This window comes from Dermatophilaceae bacterium Soc4.6 (assembly GCA_039889245.1).
Taxonomy (GTDB): domain Bacteria; phylum Actinomycetota; class Actinomycetes; order Actinomycetales; family Dermatophilaceae; genus Lapillicoccus.
Genome location: JAZGVH010000002.1, coordinates 3,706,781 through 3,727,806, shown reverse-complemented (window position 1 = coordinate 3,727,806; position 21,026 = coordinate 3,706,781). Strand labels below are relative to the sequence as shown.

The following is a 21,026-nucleotide window of genomic DNA, read 5'->3' as shown; positions in this document are numbered from 1 at the left end:
AGTCTTGCTGGGGGGTCTGACAGAGCCGGCCGAACGGCATACGGGCTCTGTCGTGCTGTGAGACGGGTGAAGGCTCTACTGGGTGCGGCGGGCGGGCTCGAGGCCCGTGGCGTCGCGCTCGGCGCGGAGCAGGGTGATCGCCGACTCGAAGTCGTCGAGGGTGGAGAAGGCCTGGTAGACGGAGGCGAAGCGCAGGTAGGCGACCTCGTCGAGCTCGCGCAGCGGCTCGAGCACGGCCAGGCCCACCTCGTGGGCCTCGATCTCGGCGCTGCCCTGTTGGCGCACCGTCTCCTCGACCCGCTGGGCGAGGACGGCGAGCTGGTCTTCGGTGACCGGGCGGCCCTGACAGGCCTTGCGGACGCCGACGAGGACCTTGGAGCGGCTGAACGGCTCGCTCGCGCCGCTGCGCTTGACGACCGACAGGCTCGCGCTCTCGAGGGTCGTGAAGCGGCGGCCGCACTCCGGGCACTGACGGCGGCGGCGGATCGCGGTGCCGTCGTCGGTCGTGCGGGAGTCGATGACCCGGGAGTCCGTGTGGCGGCAGAACGGGCAGTGCATGGTCTGTCTCCTTCGGGGCTCTGGGGTGGTCTGGACGCTGCGAAACCAGGCCTCTTGTGGACGACCCGGGGGACATCGTGTGAACAACCTGGGGAGAACTGCTCATCCCGTGTGGACTACATGTGGATGACTTACAGGTGTGTAACTACTAGATGTAGGGGTGACAGTACGCCGGGTGTGACGTGGGATGCAAGGCGGCTCGACGGATGATTTCGGGCTTTTCGGCTCGCATTGTGGTTGGTCGTGGCGCGGACGAGGCAACGGTGCAGGTCAGGGGCGGTGCTGTGACTCGTGGGGCTGGTGGGACTGGATTGGGGCGTCGGCGTGTCGTGGGTGGCGTCGGCGTGTCGCGGGTTGGGCGCGGAACAGAACCGTCAGAAGAGTCCCAGGGTCGGGAGCAGCTGACGAGCGGCGTCGACGATGTCGGCGGCGTCCTCGATCGCCTCACGAGCCTCAGCGAGCGTGGTGGTCTCGTGCACGGCGCTTGGGTACTCGAGCTCGTTTCTGCGGCGGCGCAGCGCACCGAACGCTCGGAACCCCGAGCCGAACTGAGCGCGGAGCGCAACTTCGACGGCGTAGTGCCCGCCGGCGGTGGTCGGCCTCAGTCCTTGGTGCGCCAATAGAGCCGTTGCGGCGTAGCGCGCGGCGTCATACGCCAAGACGAAGGCGCTGTCCGGGTCGTCGGCGCAGATCGTCCTCGAGGTCGCCAGGGTGCGACTCGCCTTCTCCATGAGGTGACCACCGTTGGCCTGACCGCCCTGCACCTTCTGCAGACCTGGCTGTCGGGCCGCGATGAGCTGCTCGATATCGGCCTCCCCGATCGGCCAGCGACTCACCGCGCACCCTCTCCCTCGTCCGCCGTCACGTCGACGGAGTCGGATGCCTTGATCTGGACGACGAGAGGATCAGTGGCCTTGTCCCACTGCTCGACGGAGCGCAACACAGGATTGACCGGCAGGCCCAACCGGGCCTGGGCGCGGTCGGCGGCTTCATACAGGTCGGCTCGTATGGGGGTGCCGAGCACGAGGACGTCGACGTCGCGAGGGGCCTTGCCGACCGTTCCGTGGAAGCGCTCGGCCCAGGAGCCGAAGATCAGCACGCGCTCGGCGCCTGGGATGACGAACTCCTCCCCCACCACCACCTGCGGGCCGAAGCTGAGCTCGAGCAGCTGCGTCAGGGGTGCGGCGGCGCGGTGGTCGGTGTTGGCGCGCAGGAGGCGGGCTCGACCGACCGAGCGGTCCCGGAGGAGGCCGGCGTCGACGAGGCGGCCCGCTTCCCGCTGCACGGTGGTGAGCGGTGCGCTGAGCCGTCGGGCGAGGTCGGTAAGGGTGTACTCGTCGTCGGGGTGCATGAGGAGGCACGCCAGCAATGCCGCTTGGTGCTGGGAGCGGAAGATCGGCATGAGGGGAGGCGCTTCACTACGCATAGATGGAAGATATCATCTGTCTAACGGAAACTAGGGTAAATGACGTTGACGTCGATCCGTGCAGCCTGTCTGACAGGTCCGGAAGGACTTCGGGTGTCAGCGGGCTCGGTTCCAGATGGGCGTCTCTCGCATCTCGGTGAGGGTCGTCCGCTCAAGGTCGCGAGCGCTGCCGCTGACCCTGCTCGGCTCTCTTGACGGCATCGAGGCCGGCCTCCGACAGCTGCGACGCACCCGCCCGCTCGAGGTCGAGGAGGTCACGGTCGGCGAGGGCCAGATCCTGTGGGTGCCGACGCTCGAGGAGATGTTGCGGGTCAAGGCCTACCTGGTGGTGCAACGCAACCAGGTCCGCGACTACCTCGACGTCGTCGCGCTCGCCGACCGGCTCGGGTCTCAGGCACCCCTGATGCTCCTAGGCCTGGACCGCTACTACCGAGACCGCTCAGGTGACGACGACTCGGTGCAGACCGTTCTCGTGCAACGCCTGTCGCAACCCCTCCCCCGCGACACCCGCGTGACGCAGCAGCTGTCGGCCTACAAGGGGCTCGACCCCCGGTGGCACACCTGGTCGTCGGTCGTCGGCGCGTGCACCGACCTGGCCGACGCGATGGTCGACCGTCTGGAGCACCCGTGACCACGTCGTTCCGCAACGTCGACGTCGCCGTCGACGCCCCCCTGGAGACCTCGCCCTACGAAGCCCTGGTCACCCTCATCGAGCGCGGGACCCTGCGCGACTGGGTGCGGATCACCAGCGCCGTCGACGACGACCCGTGGGGCACGGTCGCGCACCAGATCGAGGACCACCTGACCCACGAGCAGCCGCAGGGCGTCGCACCCCTCATGACCCGGGCCATTGCCCGCGCCCGCACGAAGGCTGAGGTCGGCGAGCGCAACGAGGTCGCGCAGGAGATCGCCCGGCTCATCAAGCAGTCGGGCCTGACCATCGCCGAGCTCGCCACTCGGGTGGGCACCTCCCGCCCGCGCGTGTCGACCTACCGCACCGGATCTGTCATCCCCTGCGCCGCCTTCCTGGTGCGGCTGCGGCGGGTCGTCGGTCAGCTCTCGTGAGGCTGAGGGCTCGAAGGTCGTCGTAGCGCGGCGAGCAGGTCACGGGCGTCGACGAGGTGGACGCTGGGCGTCGCCGCCGCGAGATCCTTCAGCCCGCGGGTGAAGCCGCTGCGAGAGGCGAGGACGATCTCGGTGTCGACGGTCGTGAAGCCGGCTTGGTCGAGAGCCGGCAGCTTGTAGTCGATCAGGTCGGTGAGCACGTCGGCGCCCATCGGCTTGCTGGTCCACTTCGCCTCGGCGACCGCGGCGACGGTCTTGCCGCGCAGGACGACGGTGTCGATCTCCTCGGTGAAGCGTTCCTTCTTGGCGCGCAACGGGTTGAGTGCGCTCCCCCACCACGGGCCGACCTCGGTCGCGCCCGAGTAGCGGTTGCGCATCCAGGTGGTGACGACCTCCTCGAAGACCGGCGCCGTGTGCTCGGCCAGGTGGGGCAGGACGTTGGCCTTGACGTGGGCGACGGGGTCGGCGCCGGACTCCAGCTCGGACTGGTAGCGCTGGACGAAGCGGAACCAGAAGCGGATGAAGTGGTCGGTGCACCTCCACTGGCTCACTCGGGACGAGGGGCCTGCGCCCACGGGTCGGTGGCGGGCGACGAGGCGTAGCGACTCGAGGGTCGCGAGGTACATGGCGAGCTGCTTGGGCTCCATACGCAGAGCTGCGGCGACGGAGGCGACGTCCTGCGGGTTGCCGGCGAGCTGCGACAGGATGGAGAAGTAGACGGCTGGCTCGCGCAGCTCGCTGTAGAGCAGGTTGCGGGGCTCGGAGAACAGCTGACTGTGCGGGTCGACGACCGTGCGGGCGATCGTCGTCGCCAGGACGCCGCCGGCGAGCGCCTCGAGGTAGTGCGGCATCCCTCCGGCGATGGAGTAGCGGGTCAGCTGGTCGAGCACGTCGGAGTCGTGCAACAGCAGGGTTGCTGGCGCGAAGGGCATCGGCCAGAGCGACAGCGGGCGGAGCCGGCCGTGGAGCGGGTTCTTCTCGGCCTGGAGGTCTTCCATCTGGGAGATCGTGGAGCCGGTGAGGATGAGCTTGAGCTTGGAGCCGTCACGCTTGCGCTCCATGACGGCCTGGATGGAGGTCAGGGTGCGCTGCTGCTCGGCGGTGGTCGTGCCGAGCAGATAGGGGAACTCGTCGATGACCACGAGCACCTTGCGACGGGCGGCCAGGTCGTAGAGGACGGTGAAGAGATCGGCCACGGTGTCGAGCTGGGGGCGCACGTCGAGGACAGCGGCGAGCTCCGCGGCCATCTGGGTCAGCTGCTGCCCGGGGACGGCTCGCTCGGCGACGAGGATGACCGCCGGCTTGCCGTGGGCGAACCGGCGGCACAGCCAGGACTTGCCGACCCGGCGGCGCCCGTAGAGGCTGATGGGATCGCGACTGGTCGAGACCCACCAGGCCTCGAGCTCGGCGGTCTCCTTGGTGCGGTCACGGAACTCGCCCAGGGCTGGCCATCGGTAGGTCCTGACCGGCACGCTCTCCTCCTTGGCCTCATCTAGATTAGCCTAATCTAGATGAGGCTATCGTCCCAGCGATGCCAGGCGGGCGATGACCGCGAGACTTCCTACCTACAGCGTCGTCACTCAGGCTGGGGGGTATGCCGACACCTATGACCTCCACCCCCGAGGACCCCTACCCCGGCATCCAGTCCGAGCGCGTGCAACACCTCCAGGAGGGCGAGCCCTCCGGGGACGGTGCGTACGTCCTCTACTGGATGCAGCAGTCGGTGAGAGCCGAGCTCAACCACGCGCTGGAGTATGCGGTCCACCGGGCCAACGACCTCGGGCTGCCGCTGCTGGTCGCCTTCGGCCTCATGGACGACTACCCCGACGCCAACGCGCGGCACTACGCCTTCCTGCTCGAGGGGCTCGCCGACGTCTCGAAGGCCCTGCACACGCGGAAGATCCCCTTCGTGGTGCAGCGGGGGGCTCCATACGACGTGGCGGTCGAGCTGGCCGGCGACGCCGCGCTCGTGGTGGTCGACCGGGGCTACCTGCGTCACCAGCGGCAGTGGCGCGATCAGGTGGTCGCGCGCGTCGACGTGCCGGTCGTGCAGGTCGAGTCCGACGTCGTCGTGCCCGTCGAGCTCGTCTCCGACAAGCGCGAGCACGCCGCACGCACCATCCGGCCGCGGATCACCAAGCACCTCGGGCGCTTCGTGGTGCCGCTGAAGAGCGCGAAGCTCAAGCACACGAGCGTGCCCGACGTCGACGGTGAGGACGTCTCCGACCCCGCCGCCTACCTCGCCGGTCTCGACGTCGACGGGTCGGTGCCACCGGTGCCGCTCTTCGAGGGCGGCACGTCCGCCGCCACGCGCACCCTGCGGGGCTTCCTCCGGGACGGGTTCGCCGACTACTCCGACCACCGCAACCAGCCGCAGACCGACGACGTATCGTACATGAGCATGTACCTCCACTACGGGCACATCTCCCCCGTCGCGATCGCCCTGGCGATCGACGAGGCCGGTGGGCCGAACGCCGCTGACTACCTCGAGGAGCTCATCGTGCGGCGGGAGCTGCCGATGAACTTCGTCTACTACGAGAAGGACTACGACAGGTACTCCGCTCTGCCCGACTACGCGAAGAAGACGCTCGCCGAGCACAAGGACGACCCGCGCGAGCACACCTACACCCGGGCGCAGCTGGAGAGGGCGCAGACGCACGACGACTACTGGAACGCCGCGATGCGCGAGATGGTGCACACCGGCTACATGCACAACTACATGCGGATGTACTGGGCCAAGAAGATCATCGAGTGGTCAGCCACCCCGGAGGGCGCCTACCGCACCGTGCTCCACCTCAACAACCGGTACTTCCTCGACGGCCGCGACGCCAACTCGTATTCCAACGTCTCGTGGGCCTTCGGCAACCAGGACCGCGGCTGGACCGAGAGGCCAGTGATCGGCGAGGTGAGGTGGATGTCGGCGGGTGGGCTCGAGCGCAAGTCCAAGCCGAAGGAGTACGTCACCAAGGTGGACGCGCTCGTCGAGCAGGTGGAGCGGCTGCGTCGGGAGGGCTGACGCACTCGAGCTGATCGGGCCGCGGCCAGGCGCCTCCTGTTGCCGGGACGCAACACCAAAGGGGGGTCGGCGTCGGTGACACCCGGTCACGACGAACGCCATCCCCGCCACCGCCACCGCAGGAAGGCGAGGGAGTCCTCGCCATTCCGGGCAGCTGCAGCCGCCGACGGCGAGGAAGGCCACCTCCGGACCACTCCCGACCCATCACACCGGCGGGCCCACCCACGACGGATCCCGCCCGATGAAGGCGATCAGCCGGTCCTGCGGGCCGGCGTCCACCGGCACCAGCACGCGCGGGCCGTACTGCCCGGACGAGCGGAGCAGCTCGTCAAGGGGCTCCATACCGGTCAGCAGGTCTGCGCAGAGCTGTGGGTCGAGGCGGTCGTCCTGACCTGTCGCGCGGGCCAGGTCCCAGCTGTGCAGGAAGACGTCGGTCGTGTAGAACCGGTCGACCGCCTGGTCCACTGGCAGCCGCCCGAGGTGGGGGTTCTCGAGCATCCGCCCGGCAGTGGCCGGGTCGTCCAGCAGGGCCTGCACCGCGGCCGCGTGGGCCAACCAGGAGGCCGTCGGGTCGTCGTCGCTGACGACAGTAGCCAGCTCGATCCCCGCTCCCCCAGCCAGCAGCGGCGGGAGCCAATCGACGAGGTGCGCCACCACGTCGCGGGCCTGCCACCCCTCCACTGGGGCCGGCGCGTCCCAGTCGACGGTGCCGAGCACTCGCTCGGTGAATCCCCCAGCCAGGTGCCGGTGCCGCTCGGCGGGCTGGTCAGAGCTCGCCACGGGTCACCAGCCCGGCCCGCTTGTCGTAGCCCTCGTTGATCCCCGACTCCATGACCCATCGCAAGCAGAGCTCGGAGTCGGTGTGGGCGCCGGTGGTCGTGAAGGGGGTGATCATCATGCTGGCTCCTCGTCGGGGTGGCTGGTGCTCTGGGTGTCGTCGGTCTGCGCGGGCGGTGTCCGGCTCGGTCAGTCCCCGCGCAGCTCGCTCGCCGTCCTGGCGCCGAGACCGTGCAGCCAGGTCACCACGTCATGGGCGCCGCTGCGGGCGGCCGCGTCGAGCGGGGTCAGCTCCTCCCACCCGGGGAGCCGGCTCAGCTCGGCGCCGTGGTCGAGCAGGTAGGCCGCGGCGGCGAGCTGGCCGCCGTGGCAGGCGGCCCAGAAGGCGTCGCTGACCCGATCGGGGTCGGCTGGGTCTGTTCCCGAGACATGAGCCAGCTCGGGCATCAGCCCCAGTGACGCGGCGGCAAAGAGGTTGACCCGGGCACCGCGCTCGACCAGTCGTCGCGCCGCGTCCCACTGGGCGAACGCGGTCGCGTCGTCCAGCGGGGTACCGCCCGCGATCACCGCACCCGACGCGTCGATGTCGGCACCCGCGTCGAGCAGCGCGTCGAGCACGGAGACGTCGTTGCTGCTGGCCGCCCAGTGCAGGGGCGTCTCACCGTGGCGGCCCCGGAACCGGGCATCGACCTCGGCCCCGGCCGCTACCAGTGCCGCCACCGACTCGGCCCCGCACGGGAAGTGGCCTGGCCAGTCCGTCGCCACGTGGAGCAGCGTGCGCGACATCCCGACTCGGTCGTCGTCTCCGATCCTCGACGCGGCCAGACCAGCATTCTCGGCCAGCAGCAGTCGCAGCGCCGTCACGTCGCCGCGGTGGATCGCGGTCACCACCGCGATCGCGAGCGGGTCCTCCGTGCTGATGGTCGCCATGTCGGTCACCTTCCTCGGGCCCCGGCACCCTCCCGAGGAACAGCCCCATCACCAGTATGGAGTCGCCCAGTGCGGTGATGGTCTGGTGATGGTCGGTCGTCTAACGCCGGACACCGGTGGGTGACGCGCTCATGAGGGGCGCGCGGTGTGACGACGGCGAGCCCACAGCGGTCCGCACCCGCCTACGGTGGGCGCATGTACCTCGAGAACCTCGTCGTCGACGCCCTCGACCCGCAGCGACTGGGCCGCTTCTGGAGCGCAGCGCTGGGGGCCGAACCCCTGACCGACGAGCCCGGTATCTACGAGACGCGGCTCAGCGTCGAGGGCGGGCCGGAGCTCGACCTGTGCTTCCAGCCCGTCTCCGAGCCACCCTCTGTATCGCCGCGGCTGCATCTCGACCTCCTCGGCGGGGCTCGTCAGGGCGAAGAGGGCGACCGGCTGGTCGCACTGGGCGCCCGCCCCCTCGACATCGGCCGAGGGTTTAGACGCGTCTGCTGTCCTGGTCTCCCCGTTCGTCACCTCGGCGGAGGCGGGACGACTGCTCAGCCATGCTGCTGCCGACAGATCCGCTGGCGAGCCCGGAGGCGCCGGCCCCTCACATCCTCCGACGCAGCCGCAGGTCGAGCGGTCGCCCGTCGGGGTCGTAGACCAGCCGGTAGAGCGGGGTCGCCCAGGCCAGAGTTCGTTTCCCGAGATCGGGTTCGTCGAGCGGACGCAGCTGGCCCGGCGGGCGGGGGCCCCGGCGGCCGGCGCGGCTCCATACGTCGAGGGCGTCGGCGCTCTGGGCGAAGAGCAGGGGCAGCTCGTCGATGCCCACCTCCTCGTCGGCCTCGATCCCGAGGTGCTCGCGCACCAGCTCGTGGCGCAGCGCCCGGGCGTAGCCCGGGTGCACGACGGCCGCGGAGACCTCGGAGTCGTGGGTCCACGAGCGCCGGTTGAAGTTGTCGGAGCCCACCGACGCCCACTCGTCGTCGATGACGCACACCTTGGAGTGGACGTAGATCGGTGTGCCCGCAGCGTTCTCGAGGCCGTAGACCCCCACCCGTCCCGGCCCGGCCGCATGCAGGTCGCGCAGCAGCTGCTGGCGCCCGACGAGGTTGGGCGGCTGGCTGAGGCGGCCGTCCTGGTCGGGCACCCGGGGCAGCACGGCGACCAGCCGCAGCCGCGGGTTGTCGCGCAGCGCCTCGGCAAGGAGCGAGGAGACCTCGGGCGACCAGAGGTACTGGTCCTCGAGGTAGATCAGCCGACGGGCCCGCCGCAGCGCCTTGGCGTAACCGCGGGCCACGCTGCGCTCCCCCCGTGGGGCGAAGGGGTAGCCGCCGAGCCGCCGCCCGTAGGTGCGCAGGAGCTGCACCGGGTGCTCCCCGGTGGGCGCCGGGTCGGGCAGCTGTGGGGGCAACGGCGAGCAGTCGGTGTCGCTTGCCCGGATCCGGTCGACGACCCGCCGGTACGGCGAGCGGCTGAGCGGTTGGCGGTCGTCCCACCGCTCGCGGAAGACGGTCTCGACGTCGCCCACGGCCGGCCCGGCGATGGCCAGCTGCACGTCGTGCCAGGGCGGACGCGACCCGAACGCCTTGGCCATGGGCTGCTTCTGCGGGTCGCCCCCGTGGTGGGCGTCGTCGCGGCGGCTGTGGCACAGGTCGATCCCGCCGAGGAAGGCGACGTCGCGATGTGGTTGGCCGGGGTGGCGCAGCACCACGAACTTCTGGTGGTGCGAGCCGCCCGTGCGCACCCGCATGTCGAGCACGACCTCCCCTCCGGCCTCGTTGACCACGTCACAGAGGTTGCGGTTCTGCTCGCCCGAGAAGGCGAGCTTGTCCCAGTGCGATCGCCAGACCAGGCCCCGGACGTCGACCCCCCGACGGGCGGCGCCGGCCAGCAGGGTGCCGACCTCGCTGCCCGCCTCGCGGAGCAGGCGCTCGTCGGGGTCACCGCGCCAGTCGACGAACATCAGCAGGTCACCGGGCGCCATCGCGCTCACGCACCGGTGCAGCTCGGCGAAGTACGTCACCCCGTGCACGAGCGGGCGCACCGTGTTGCCCTCTGTCCAGGACCGGCCGTCGGCGTGGCGCGAGTCGAGCACGGTGTGGCGGTTCCCGCGCTCTCGGGGCGATAGGAACCAGTCGGTTGCGGACATCACGCGAGCGACAGTGGAGTCGAGGCAGGGTCGGAGCGGTAGCCGTCGTGGTCAGGGGAGGTGAGGGCACCTTGAGCGTTTTGGCGCACCTCGCCGATCGGGACCCCGTCGAGGTAGGTGTGCAGGATCCGAACCGATCTCGCCATCAGTGCTGGGTCAAGTAGGCAAAGGGGTCGGTGTCGAGGGGGGTCGTCGATGGCCCACCGCCCGCAGGCGGGTCGCCGTGTGCGGTGAGGTCGAGGGTCACCCCTAGGGCGACGAGCGCGTCGAGCACCCGTTGGGCTTCGAGGCGCGGGTGACCCTGCTCGAGGCGGATGACCCAGTCGCGAGAGACCTCGAGTCGGTCGGCGAGAGCTGCCTGGGTGAGGCCCTGCGCCTGCCGCTGGGCGCGCACGAAGGACCCCAGTGCATAGACGGTGTCGACCAGCACAGGTGGCCTCCTGATCTGAGCAAGGTGTTGCCGTACGACAACATCTCTCATGCTAATCGTTCGACGACCTTTCGAGAAGCAGTAGATCACTGACATCGATCTCGCCAACCGCCGATTCCGGCACAGCCAGCCGTCCTGACGTCGCCACCGGATGAACGTGCTGAGCGGCTGACCAACCGAACCCTGGGACCAGGCGGACCGGGCAGACCGGGCGGACCGCAGAACGTCGAAGATCTTCGAGCTAAGGCGACCGGATCAGCCCGAGGGCCGCCATTCCCCGAAGATCTTCTAGTTCCGGCGACTGGCGACGACCGGGGACAACTGCGGACGACCGCGGTCACCGTCACAGGAGGGCCGGACCCACGCGCTCGGTCCGGCCCTCCCGCCCCTCCCGCCCTCGCCGGGCGCTGCAGATCAGGTGCAGGTCAGCGTCGGCACCGCCCAGTCGCCGGGGTCGATGCCGTTCCCGTCTCCGCCGTCGCCGCCGTCGCCGACGACGAGCTCGACGACCTGGGCGCCCGTGACGTCGACGTCGAGCGGCACAGCGGTCGCACCGCCCTTGAGGGTCGGAGTGGTGACGAGGGTCCTGCCGTCGGCGACGACCGAGAAGGTCACCGATCCCGCGCCGCGCGTCTCGTCGCCCACGCCCACCTGCGCGGTGAGACGGGTGCAGTGACCCGCGAGGTAGAGGCTGACGTCGCTGTCCGCGTTGGTGCCGAGCCCCTTCGCGTAGGTCGTGCCGGCGATGGTGAGGGTCGCACCGTCACCCGGCTTGTTGTCACCGTTGCTGGTGTCGCGCTCGACCGGGCCCCAGCCGTTGGTCGCCGACAGGAACGTCAGTGAGCTGACGGGCACCGACCCCGACCCGGTCACCGGAGGCACGGCGTTCACCACCCGCTCGTCGGTCGCGCTCCGATGCACCGACCCCTGGATGAAGCCCACCTTGGTAGACAACGTCACCGCGGAGGGCAGCGTCCCGGAGGGCACCGTCACCCGCGAGCTGACCGTGAAGGTCTGGCCGGCCCGGAGTCGGCCCGCCGTGACCGGCGTCAGCGCCGTTGCCGTCCAGCCGTCGGGCACGGCCAGACTGGAGCGAAGGGACGCGTCGGCCGGCGACCCGGCCCGCACCGTCGTGACGCTCGTCGCCGTGAAGCTCTCGCCGGCGGCGAACTGACCGGGCACGGGGGTGATGAGACATGCGTCCGCCAGGATCGGTCTTCCTCGACAGATATCCACCGAAACGCACCGAATCTAACGCCTCTGGATGGACCACACCACAGGTCCCTGCCACCCGCCACCCCAGAGGGAAAACTTTCTCGCCTGGACCTCCGGCGACGTCGATTCCTCCCCAGGTCAGCCGACGACGGTGACCGAGTAGCCCCCCGTCTCGTCCCGCTCCGGGTCGGTGTGCGAGAACCGCAGCAGGTGGGCGAACGGGCCACCGTCGGTCAGCGCGGCCGCCAGGTCGGTCGCGGCGAGCCCGTCGAGGCCCCACAACCGGCCGAGTCCCTCGAGGAGCGCCTCGCCGGGGTCCCCGCTGGTCAGGACCCCCACCTTCCCCACCCCGTCGAAGCCGACCCGCTCGATGACCCGCTCGATCACCTGCCGGCTCCCGAGCGGCATCCCGAAGGGGTGACCGCCGCCCTTCTCACCCCCGCGCTCGACGACGCCGAGCTCGACGGCGAGGCTCCATGCGCGCGCGCTGTCGGCCACGAGCCAGCCCTTGTCGGTGAGGAACATCGTCATCAGGTGCTGCCCCGACTCGGTCGACACACCGTGCCGGAGTCGCTCGGCCGGCGGCGCCAGCACCGTTGTCGCCGTGCCGAACTCGGTCTTCGTCTCGCCGACCACGCCTTGGAGGAGCGCCGTGACGGCGTCACCTCCGTGCCGCAGCTCGAGCGTTCCCGTCCCGGTCACGAGCTGGCCGAGGGTGAAGAACAGCTCCTTCGCGTCGTCCGTGCCCGCGAGGATGGTGAGGTTGCGCTGCCCGACGTGCCGGTCGTTGTTGGCGTCGAGCACCCCACCCCACTCGTCGAGCGGGCAGCTCGCCGTCACCATCAGGCACTCGTGCCCGGTCAGCGTCAGCGGGATGTCCCAGGTGTGGTCGAGCTCGACGACCTGCATCGCGCCGGGCTTGGTCCGCTCGTCGAGCTCAGGCACCACGACCATGCCGATGGGCTGCGGCGCGTAGGCCGGGTTGTGGGGGTCGCCCCCGAAGAAGCCGGGGTTGACGTACCACCCACGCACGAAGACGCCGACCGCCGGCAGCAGCCCGAGGTTCCACACCCGCACGAAGACGCGGTAGCGGCGGCCCGCCGTCGGGCTGCCCACCAGCTGCGAGAGGGAGAACGGGCCGGTGTAGGCCGCGTCGATCAGCAGGACATCGGGTGACTCCCAGCAGGGGGTGCTCGGCCAGATCGGCCGGGCCGCACGGTCGCCCGGGCTGGAGGCGCGGACGAGGAGGTAGGGGTAGACGTCCTCGCGGCGCGGTCGGCGGTCGCCGCCGATCTTCTTGATCAGGCCCTCGGCGGCGTCCCTGACGTCGTTGCTGGGAGCCCAGCCCGGGTCGAGGTCACCGCTCGGCACGTCGGTGTGACCGAACGAGCCGGGCGAGCTGCCGCCGCGCTGCTGAGAATCCTCCTTCTCGGTGAGGACGGGGTGCTGCGGGCCGTCGTGGTCGAGTGGCATGGCTCAGCCCTTCTTGTGGTCGAGGCGCAGGCGCCAGTCGGGGTCGGTGTTGCGGTCGTGCGTGTGCGGCGGATCGCACTGTGCGGGGCCGGCGCCGGGCAGGTAGTGGACCGCGAGGTCCTCACCCTCCTCGTACCAGCGACCGGGCGCCGACGGGCAGTCGTGGTCGGCGTGGAAGAGCTGCGGCGACGTGCACGGCTGCGGGTAGCCGTAGTCCTCCGAGCCGACCGGGTTGATGTCCGGGACACATCGCACGGCGTTGCGGTCCCAGTCCCAGGTGCGCCAGGCGTAGCCCCGGTCGGAGTCGAGGTTGAAGTCGGGGACACCGAAGTCCTTCTGCCCCACCTCGTTCGCCATCCGCCCGATCAGGTAGAGCCCGTAGTCGACCGGTCCACCGAGGTGCTGGTCGGCGGCCAGTCGGGTGTCGAGGACCTTCTCGGTCTCGGCGGGCGACGACGCCTTCTCCAGCTCGTGCCTCGCCCCGTCGTCACCAACGACACCGGAGAGCAGGACCGTGGAGCTGGACCCGACCTCATACGGACCAGCATGGGTGGGAGCGCCCTCCTGGGCGACGCCGTCACCGGCCTGGTTGGTCAGTGGATAGCGCCATGGCGCAACCCATTCCGACGGTTTGAGCTCATCGCTCGCCGCGTCGCCGGCGTATCGCAGCGGTGACGTCAGACCCAGTGCACCGGCGAGGTCGAAGCGGCCGATCGCCGACGGCAGGTCTCGCACGATGCCTCGAGGGTAGGCGTGGTCGAGCCCCTGGGTGTCGGTCGCGGTGAAGCGCCCCGATGGCTCGGTGATGGCCGTCAGCGCCGTCGGGAGGCCGATGGGGCTGTCGAGGGCGGACGCGACGTCGTAGGTGCCGGTGCGGCCGAGCGTCGTGAGTCCGGTGTTGATCTCGCCCGGCTTGGGCACCGCGAAGCCCGACATCACCAGAGCCCGACGGGACAGCAGGTAGAGGTTCCACGCTGGCACGATGACTGCCCAGTAGATGACTTCCCGGGCAGGGAACGTGGTGACGTCGAGGATCAGACCCGGCAGGATGGTCGCGAGCCAGATGACCACCTGGGCGAGGTAGACCACCCACGCAAAGAGCGCGAGCAGCAGGTCGAGCAGGGTGAACGAGTCGTCGTCGTCGACATCGGCCCCCCGAGAGGGGTCGTCGTCGATGCCGGATCCACCGCCCCCCGGAGGCGTCGGGAAGGAGTGGTCGGTGAAGACCGACGGAGGTGGCGGCAGACGCAGGCTGATGGCGTCGCTGCTCGTCATCTTGAGGTAGCGGTAGACGATCTCCCACATCTCCCCCAGCGCCGCGTCGTTGGGGCGCCCGTCGGGTTGCCCGGTCACGGGGTCGGTGGCAGAGAAGGGAGGGTCCTGCAGCAGGATGTGCGGGCCGTCCGTGCCGTAGACGTCGCGCATCGCGTCGAGCAGTCCCTCGACGAGGTGCTCCGGCAGCGGCCCGGTGTCGAGGTCGAAGAAGGTGTGACGGAATGCCGTTGCGGTGGGCCCGTCCCCGTTGTCGTAGGCGGGGAAGCCACTCCAGTAGTCGTAGGCCGGCGCGTCGTCCCGCCCGTTATAGGGCGCGTCGGTGCGGTGCCGGAAGGCGAGACGGAAGTGCAGCGCCGACGTGCCGTACTCGCCGTAGAGGGGGCCGGCGTTGCGGGCCCCGTAGTTCTCGGCATCCATGTGGTTCTCGACGAGGTGGTGGCGCTGCCAGTGGTCGCGGTAGGGCCCACCCGCCTTCGCGTTGGTGAAGGGGTGCCCGGTGACGTCGGTGGCGCAGTGCGACATCCAGCCCACGGCGAAGGCGACCCTCGCCTCGGCGTCCTGTCGTTCGTCGTCCGTCGTCGCCGCCGCGAGCGCGGCCTGGGCCTGCTGGAAGAGCACGAAGGGGAACTGGTAGGTCTTGCGGTAGTGGAACATGTCCGACCAGTAGAAGGCGTCGTCCCCGAAGCCCTGCGGCACGCCGGAGGTCAGCACGCCGAACCAGTCGCCCATCTCGGCGAGCAGCCCCTTGAAGGCGTTCATGATCGCCGACGTCAGCGAGTCGAGCACCTGGGCGAGCTGCGTCGACAGGCCCCCGGTCAGCTGCGAGGCGAGCTGGGCGTTGTTGGTCGACATCGGGCCGATCCACTTCTCCCACTTGCTGACGAACTCCGCGTCGACGACCTCCCAGACGTCGAGCGCCCACTTGACGACCTGACGGATCACCTGCCCCGTCGTGTTCTTGAAGTCGGGCAGCAGGTAGAAGAGGTCGGGGCCGAGGGAGCCGAGCGCGAGGTAGTTGCGCCACGTGTGGCACAGCTCGCCGATGACGGTGGCCTGCGCCGGGTCGATGGCGAGGCTCGGCGGCACGTTGCCGTCGCGCAGGTCGCGGGCGGTGTCGTGGGCCGCCTCGAGGTGGACGTACCAACCGGGCATGACTGACTCCTTCGCCGTATGAGGACCGGGTGGTCCGTCCCGAGGAGGAGGCCGTGGCCGGCAACCTGATACGCCTGTGGACAACCTGGAGGGAGTGTCCGGGGGCTGGCCGAGGCTGGCTCTCGCACCGGAGGGGCAGGCAAGCCGTCACCTTCGACCGTGAGTTCTGTTGCCACCACACGTCTTCGAAGGTGGCTCGGCTCTGCGTGTCACGTCGGAGGGAAGGCGTCATGGACCACTCGCCCGCTACCAGCCACGTCAGCAAGATCGCCTGCCCCCGGTGCGGACGCGACTGGCTGCGCCTGTGGGCCCTACCCGACGATCGTCAGGTCTACGTCTGTGACGAGTGCCGGGCGGTCTGTCTGGCCACCGACCCGCTGGTCAGCACCACCCACACCTGTTGCGCCGACTTCCTGCAGGACCTGGGGCTGGACCCCACCGCCGACGTCTTCAGGCCCGTCGAGGTGGCCGGGTCGCCGTGGAGCGTCGACCCGCATCCGACGTGAGGTCAGGACGCGTGCCCGGCCGGAGTCGGAGGCCTCAGACCCCGACGCGCGCAGCCAGGAAGTCCTCCCACGTGCGCGTACCGGTCTCGGTGACCGGGGAGAGGTTGTCACCCGCTCGGTAGGCCCGGCCGATGGCGCCGGGCAGCCGCAGCGGGACGACGAGCCTGCGCTTCCCCACTGCGGTCAGGTAGCTGCGCACGAGGTCGACGAGCGGATAGGTCACGGGGCCCGGCAGGTCGGGCACGATCCCTGTCGACGGCCCCGACGCGATCTCGACGAGGCGCGCTGCGACGTCGTCGGCGTCGACCGGCTGCAGCTGCACGCCCGTCGGGATGGCGAGCACCGGTGAGGCCGCGACCTTTAGCGTTAGCGTCAGCACGAGGTCGTGGAACTGCGCCGCCCGCACGATGGTGAACGGCACTCCCGACTCGAGCAGCTCGCGCTCGGCCCTGACCTTGGTGCGGTAGAACCCGAGGGGGAGCTTGTCGGCGCCGATGATCGAGATGAGGACCAGGTGCGAGACCCCGGCTCGGGCGGCCGCCTGTGCGAGGTGCCGGGTCGCGACGTCATCGCCTCGGGGCCCGCCGGCCAGGTGCAGCACCGTCGAGATGCCGGCGACCGCCTCGTCGAGACCGACGTCCTGCACGAGGTCACCGACGACGGGCTCGACGTCGGCACTGGTCCCCGGTCGGCGGCTGAGCACCCGCACCGGCTCCCCCGCCGCGAGCAGACGAGCGACGACGAGACGGCCCAAGGTGCCCGTCCCGCCGGTGACGAGCACAGAGGTCGTCATGCGAGCCCTCCTCCTTCGTAGGTGTCGGTGGTGCGGATGCTCCCACTTTGTCACCCCCACGTCGAAACGGGCCTGGGGACAACTTCCAGCGCCTACTCACCTTCGGGCCATAATTGGCCGCGACACGCCCCCACGGGGCGCACGCACCAGATGAGGGGCCGACCGATGCCACACCTTCCGTATGCCGCCGGGCTCGCGGGCGTCGCCGCTTTGCTCCTCAGTGCCTGCAGCGGGGGGTCGGCCGCCCCGACGCCGTCGAGCACGGCGGTCGGCTCTGCGTCGACGGGAAGCGGGACGAGCACGACGAGCTCACCCACGTCGAGCGCGTCCACCGGGTCGGCGACGACGAGTGCTGGCGGGGACCCGAACGTGCCCGCTGCTGCGCGCGCGAACACAGCGGCGGGAGCAGAGGCCTTCACGACCTACTTCATGGCGCAGGCAAACTCTGCCTACAGAACGGCGCGACCAGAAATATTCGACCAACTGGTCACGACAGGTTGCAAAACCTGTACCGGACTTCGCGAAGCGGTCGAAGAAATGTCTCAGAAGTCTCAGCACTACGACGGAGACTTCGGAACGCCGACCTCGATTAATGTGGCAACCTTTTCAAGCTCCACCGCTAAAACCTTTGTGACCACCAAGACGGCTCAATGTAATGTTCGGGGTGCTTCAGATCAAATCGTCAACACAGTTCCGGCAGATGACTCGAGTCTCTCTTTCTTCATGAAATTTGATGGAGCCTGGCGTATCACGGAAATAAAGCTCGCCGCATGAGAAGGCCATTTCTCAAAGTGCTGATGGCGACCTGTCTCATTTCGTTTTCGGTTCCTAGTCTTGCGAATGCGGATTCAAGTCATTGTGGCCGCTACAATTGCAGTGGAGACAGAGGGGGAATTGACACCTCCAGCAGTCGCGAGACCGTCACCAACCTCCCCGACCGTCCGGACAGCGACGGAAGCCCGGTGCCCGCCGGCTACAAGGGACCACGATACGAATACTCCACCACCACCGCCTGCACGACGAGCGAACCCGGCGGCCCCGGAGCCGAGACGCTGTGCACCCGCGCCATCACCGCCTGCACCGACCCTGCACGAGGACTCGGACCCCTGACCCGCATCTGGCGCCGGACCCTGACCGACGGCAAACCCCCGAGCAACTGGACCCTGCTCGGGGTCACCTGCTGGGCCGACGCCATTCCCGGCAGCAAACCGACCTTGACCATGGCCGACATCATCAAGGCCTTCCACACCACCCCCTGGTCCCAACCCCAGATCACCACCCAACCCGTCGGCGGCACCACCCTCATCGGCCTCCCCGTCTACTACCAGATCAACTGGACCCCGAAGGGCTACCAACCCGGCGAAGCCGACTCCATCACCCTTCTCGGCTTCCCGGTCCAGATCCGCCCCCGCCTCGACCACTTCACCTACACCTTCGGCGACGGCGACACCTTCGGACCCACCACCGAAACCGGCGGCGTCTACCCCACCGGCACCATCACCCACCCCTACCTCAAGGCCGGCAGTTACGGAACACGCGTCGACACCACCTTCGCCGCCGACTTCCGCGTCGGCAATGGCCAGTGGGCCCCCATCCCCGACACCGTCACCGTCCCCGGACCCACCACCACCATCACCGTCCGCACCGCCGACAACCACCTCGTCAGCAACTGACCGAACAGTGCCATCGGGTTGCGTCGGCCCCGGACGATCTGGTTGTGACAGCGGCCGGCAGCGGCACGATGTCCGGGTGGCCAGATTCGAGCCGGCGTCGCCCTCACCGTCCCCGCCGCCCCGGGTTCTGAGCCTGCACCCCCGCCCCCGGCCGAGCTGTACAGGTCGGCTTCGGTCACTCACTACGCCCGTCCGTACTCTCACGGGACGATGCAGCCGTACGCCGTCGACGGCTACGCATTCGAGCAGGAGGATGAGCCCGGCCCCGGGTCAGGCCCGCACCTCCTCCACCCCTATGGCTCCGGGGCCTTCATGTGGATCTTTCGGGCCACGGGCACAAGTGGGGAACAGCCCAGATCGACGTCATGGTGACGGACGCCATCGACGAGGACCCCGGGCTCGACGTCACTGAATGGGAGGACGTCGACCGAACCGTCATGACGCTTCCCGGAGGCGGGCTGCTGCTGACTCAGTTCATGCAACATGAGCCACCCCCACTGATAGACGACGACGTGGCGGGTACAGGCCGGGCCCGCGTTCGGGTCGCCGGGCGGCTGCGGGGGCCGAGCGAGGGGGACGACGAGCCCCTGACGAGGAGTACCTGATTCAGATCTGGCCGACGCCGTCGTGACCACCTGCACCGAGGGGGGCTGGCGGGCGGGCGCGGCACATCCGAGCGGGCCGAGGCTCGGGGACTCACCGAGTCAGGTCTTGAGGACATCGTCGACGAGGTGCACGAATGTGCAGTGGAGAAGCGGACCTTACCCCCGCCCCCACGATCGCCAGCGGGCGGCCGTGCGTCACCATCGCCGGATCCTCCACCCCTGTGGCGCGGCACCCTGAACACCACTCCGCAACCCCGGGGTCCGCACCCTCAGGCCAGCGCGCGCCCGACCGCCCGACGCCTCATGTCCGGTGCCACCAACCGCTCGGCGTTCGCCTCCTGGTCCTCCTGCGCGCGCTGCGAGTCGCGCTCTGCGGTGACACGGGCCTGATAGGCCTCCACCTCGTCGCGCACCCGCTCCTCGTCCCAGCCCAGCACCGGCGCGACGATGGCCGCGACCTCCGGGGCGCTGTCGGAACCGCGGTCCGGTGTCTCGATCGAGATGCGGGTCCGTCGGGCGAGCACGTCGTCGAGGTGCAGCGCCCCCTCGTGCGTGACGGCGTAGCGAGCCTCCACCCTCAGGTACTCCGCTGCCTTCTCGAGCGGCTGCCACAGCCCCGGCTCCTGCTCCGCCAGCGCGACGAGCTCGGAGAAGAGCGACCCGTAGCGGTCGAGCAGCCGCTGCACCCGCCACTGCGGGATGCCGTGCTTCACCGCGAGCCGCGGCACCTGGTTGACCAGCGCCTGGTAGCCCTCGGCCCCGACCAGCGGGATGTCCTCGGTCACGCTGTCGGGCACACCGCTCGGCAGGTCCTGGCGCGCCGCGTCGACGGCGTCCTGTGCCATCACCCGGTAGGTCGTGTACTTCCCACCGGCGATCGAGATCAGCCCCGGCTGCGGTCGCGCCACCGCGTGCTCGCGTGAGAGCTGAGACGTCGAGTCGTCCTCGCCGGAGAGCAGGGGCCGGAGCCCGGCATACACGCCCTGGATGTCGTCGTGCGTCAGCGGCGTCGAGAGCACGCGGTTGACCTGCTCGAGGACGTAGTCGATGTCGGTGCGGCTCGCGGCCGGGTGGGCGAGGTCGAGGCTCCAGTCGGTGTCGGTCGTGCCCACGATCCAGTGCGTGTTCCACGGGATGACGAAGAGCACCGAGGTCTCCGTGCGCAGGATCATCCCCACCTCGGAGTTGATCCGGTCGCGCGCCACCACGAGGTGCACGCCCTTCGACGCGCGCACGTGGAAGCGCCCGCGGCCCCCGGCCAGCGTCTGGATCTCGTCGGTCCACACCCCGGTCGAGTTGATGACGACGCTCGCCGCGATCGTGTGCTCCTGCCCCGACTCGACGTCGAGCACCCGTGCCCCCACGACGCGCTCACCCGCGTGCTCGAGCCCGATGACCCGGGCCGAGGTGAGCACCGACGCCCCGTAGGACGCCGCCGTCCGCGCCACCATCATCGTGTGGCGCGCGTCGTCGGCCTGCGCGTCGTAGTAGGCCAACGCCCCCGCGAGCGCGTCCCCCCTGAGCCCCGGCGCGAGCCGCAGCGCCTGGGTGCGGGTCAGCTGCTTGTGCCGCGGCAGCGAGCTCTTGCCCCCCATGGCGTCGTAGAGCGTGAGCCCGGCAGTCACGTAGGGCCGCTCCCACACCCGGTGCTGCAGCGGATAGAGGAAGCGCACCGGCTTGACCAGGTGAGGCGCCAGCCGGGTGAGCATCAGCTCACGCTCGCGAAGAGCCTCGCGCACGAGCGAGAAGTTCAGCTGCTCGAGGTAGCGCAGCCCCCCGTGGAAGAGCTTCGAGCTGCGGGACGAGGTGCCCGCCGCGAGGTCCGACTGCTCGACCAGCACCACCTTCAGCCCGCGCGTGGCGGCGTCGAGGGCGATACCCGCACCGGTCACCCCTCCCCCGATGACCAGCAGGTCGGCGGGCTCGGCCGTGACCCGGCTCCAGGTGTCGGCGCGGTAGACGGGGTCGAGGGCGACGGGACCAGACATCAGGTGG

22 protein-coding genes and 1 pseudogene are annotated in these 21,026 nt (G+C 69.8%); 8 read left to right on the top strand and 15 right to left on the bottom strand.

The genetic code is table 11. The features are described from left to right. Positions 1–75: 75 nt before the first annotated feature. From nrdR to V3N99_17520, 3 genes are all read right to left on the bottom strand, one after another. The gene (gene nrdR / locus V3N99_17530) at positions 76–558 is read right to left on the bottom strand and encodes a transcriptional regulator NrdR (GenBank protein MEO3938535.1); all 483 of its coding nucleotides are present in this window, start codon (positions 556–558) and stop codon (positions 76–78) included. 374 nt (positions 559–932) lie between these two features. Further along, complete coding sequence (locus V3N99_17525; protein ID MEO3938534.1) at positions 933–1,394, bottom strand: HEPN domain-containing protein; 462 nt, start codon at positions 1,392–1,394, stop codon at positions 933–935. Next, complete coding sequence (locus V3N99_17520) at positions 1,391–1,984, bottom strand: winged helix-turn-helix domain-containing protein (protein MEO3938533.1); 594 nt, start codon at positions 1,982–1,984, stop codon at positions 1,391–1,393. The genes V3N99_17525 and V3N99_17520 overlap by 4 nt, the downstream gene beginning before the upstream one ends. A 115-nt stretch (positions 1,985–2,099) precedes the next feature. On the opposite strand from V3N99_17520, the gene V3N99_17515 reads away from it, so the two are divergent. Together V3N99_17515 and V3N99_17510 are read left to right on the top strand one after the other, a co-directional pair. After that, on the top strand, positions 2,100–2,615 hold the full coding sequence (locus tag V3N99_17515; GenBank protein MEO3938532.1) for a hypothetical protein: 516 nt from the start codon (positions 2,100–2,102) through the stop codon (positions 2,613–2,615). Continuing rightward, entirely contained in the window at positions 2,612–3,049 is a 438-nt protein-coding gene (locus V3N99_17510) for a helix-turn-helix transcriptional regulator (GenBank protein MEO3938531.1), read from the top strand. Before V3N99_17515 ends, V3N99_17510 begins: the two co-directional genes overlap by 4 nt. Here the strand turns inward: V3N99_17510 and V3N99_17505 are convergent. Beyond that, complete coding sequence (locus V3N99_17505; GenBank protein ID MEO3938530.1) at positions 3,037–4,521, bottom strand: ATP-binding protein; 1,485 nt, start codon at positions 4,519–4,521, stop codon at positions 3,037–3,039. The genes V3N99_17510 and V3N99_17505 overlap by 13 nt on opposite strands. A gap of 134 nt (positions 4,522–4,655) precedes the next feature. Between V3N99_17505 and V3N99_17500 the strand changes: the two genes are divergently transcribed. Further along, a complete protein-coding gene (locus V3N99_17500; protein ID MEO3938529.1) occupies positions 4,656–6,065 on the top strand; it encodes a deoxyribodipyrimidine photo-lyase in 1,410 nt (469 codons plus the stop codon). A 204-nt stretch (positions 6,066–6,269) separates the two neighbouring features. Here V3N99_17500 and V3N99_17495 read toward each other — a convergent pair whose 3' ends face one another. The 3 genes from V3N99_17495 to V3N99_17485 all read right to left on the bottom strand — a co-directional run bounded on the left by V3N99_17495 (position 6,270) and on the right by V3N99_17485 (position 7,772). After that, positions 6,270–6,845, bottom strand: a complete 576-nt coding sequence (locus V3N99_17495) for a TIGR03086 family metal-binding protein (protein MEO3938528.1) — start codon at positions 6,843–6,845, stop codon at positions 6,270–6,272. After that, on the bottom strand, positions 6,832–6,963 hold the full coding sequence (locus tag V3N99_17490; GenBank protein ID MEO3938527.1) for a hypothetical protein: 132 nt from the start codon (positions 6,961–6,963) through the stop codon (positions 6,832–6,834). Before V3N99_17490 ends, V3N99_17495 begins: the two co-directional genes overlap by 14 nt. Before the next feature lie 68 nt (positions 6,964–7,031). Continuing rightward, positions 7,032–7,772: an ankyrin repeat domain-containing protein gene (locus tag V3N99_17485; GenBank protein MEO3938526.1), complete on the bottom strand. Its 741-nt coding sequence runs from the start codon at positions 7,770–7,772 to the stop codon at positions 7,032–7,034. Positions 7,773–7,967: 195 nt separating this feature from the next. Here V3N99_17485 and V3N99_17480 point away from each other — a divergent pair. Continuing rightward, positions 7,968–8,237 (top strand): annotated as a pseudogene (locus tag V3N99_17480) (VOC family protein). Positions 8,238–8,367: 130 nt separating this feature from the next. Here the strand turns inward: V3N99_17480 and V3N99_17475 are convergent. From V3N99_17475 to V3N99_17450, 6 genes are all read right to left on the bottom strand, one after another. Next, complete coding sequence (locus V3N99_17475) at positions 8,368–9,909, bottom strand: phospholipase D-like domain-containing protein (GenBank protein ID MEO3938525.1); 1,542 nt, start codon at positions 9,907–9,909, stop codon at positions 8,368–8,370. Beyond that, positions 9,909–10,055, bottom strand: coding sequence for a hypothetical protein (locus V3N99_17470; protein MEO3938524.1), 147 nt, complete (start codon positions 10,053–10,055; stop codon positions 9,909–9,911). The genes V3N99_17475 and V3N99_17470 overlap by 1 nt, the downstream gene beginning before the upstream one ends. After that, positions 10,055–10,339: a helix-turn-helix domain-containing protein gene (locus V3N99_17465; protein ID MEO3938523.1), complete on the bottom strand. Its 285-nt coding sequence runs from the start codon at positions 10,337–10,339 to the stop codon at positions 10,055–10,057. Before V3N99_17465 ends, V3N99_17470 begins: the two co-directional genes overlap by 1 nt. Positions 10,340–10,753: 414 nt before the next feature. Beyond that, entirely contained in the window at positions 10,754–11,521 is a 768-nt protein-coding gene (locus V3N99_17460) for an NPCBM/NEW2 domain-containing protein (protein MEO3938522.1), read from the bottom strand. A 171-nt stretch (positions 11,522–11,692) separates the two neighbouring features. Continuing rightward, complete coding sequence (locus tag V3N99_17455; protein MEO3938521.1) at positions 11,693–13,027, bottom strand: hypothetical protein; 1,335 nt, start codon at positions 13,025–13,027, stop codon at positions 11,693–11,695. A gap of 3 nt (positions 13,028–13,030) precedes the next feature. After that, positions 13,031–15,454: a zinc dependent phospholipase C family protein gene (locus V3N99_17450; GenBank protein MEO3938520.1), complete on the bottom strand. Its 2,424-nt coding sequence runs from the start codon at positions 15,452–15,454 to the stop codon at positions 13,031–13,033. Positions 15,455–15,684: 230 nt separating this feature from the next. Between V3N99_17450 and V3N99_17445 the strand changes: the two genes are divergently transcribed. Then, positions 15,685–15,960 (top strand): hypothetical protein, encoded by a 276-nt coding sequence (locus tag V3N99_17445; protein MEO3938519.1) that lies wholly within the window; start codon positions 15,685–15,687, stop codon positions 15,958–15,960. Positions 15,961–15,994: 34 nt separating this feature from the next. Here the strand turns inward: V3N99_17445 and V3N99_17440 are convergent, their stop codons facing one another. Further along, a complete protein-coding gene (locus V3N99_17440; GenBank protein ID MEO3938518.1) occupies positions 15,995–16,753 on the bottom strand; it encodes an NAD(P)H-binding protein in 759 nt (252 codons plus the stop codon). Positions 16,754–17,122: 369 nt separating this feature from the next. On the opposite strand from V3N99_17440, the gene V3N99_17435 reads away from it, so the two are divergent. The 3 genes from V3N99_17435 (at position 17,123) to V3N99_17425 (ending at position 19,031) form a co-directional block, all read left to right on the top strand. Next, complete coding sequence (locus V3N99_17435) at positions 17,123–17,527, top strand: DUF6318 family protein (GenBank protein MEO3938517.1); 405 nt, start codon at positions 17,123–17,125, stop codon at positions 17,525–17,527. 188 nt (positions 17,528–17,715) lie between these two features. Next, on the top strand, positions 17,716–18,426 hold the full coding sequence (locus V3N99_17430; GenBank protein MEO3938516.1) for a hypothetical protein: 711 nt from the start codon (positions 17,716–17,718) through the stop codon (positions 18,424–18,426). Between the two features lie 365 nt (positions 18,427–18,791). Further along, positions 18,792–19,031, top strand: coding sequence for a hypothetical protein (locus tag V3N99_17425; protein ID MEO3938515.1), 240 nt, complete (start codon positions 18,792–18,794; stop codon positions 19,029–19,031). Positions 19,032–19,300: 269 nt separating this feature from the next. Here the strand turns inward: V3N99_17425 and V3N99_17420 are convergent, their stop codons facing one another. Continuing rightward, positions 19,301–21,019: a glycerol-3-phosphate dehydrogenase/oxidase gene (locus V3N99_17420; protein ID MEO3938514.1), complete on the bottom strand. Its 1,719-nt coding sequence runs from the start codon at positions 21,017–21,019 to the stop codon at positions 19,301–19,303. Positions 21,020–21,026: the final 7 nt, after the last annotated feature.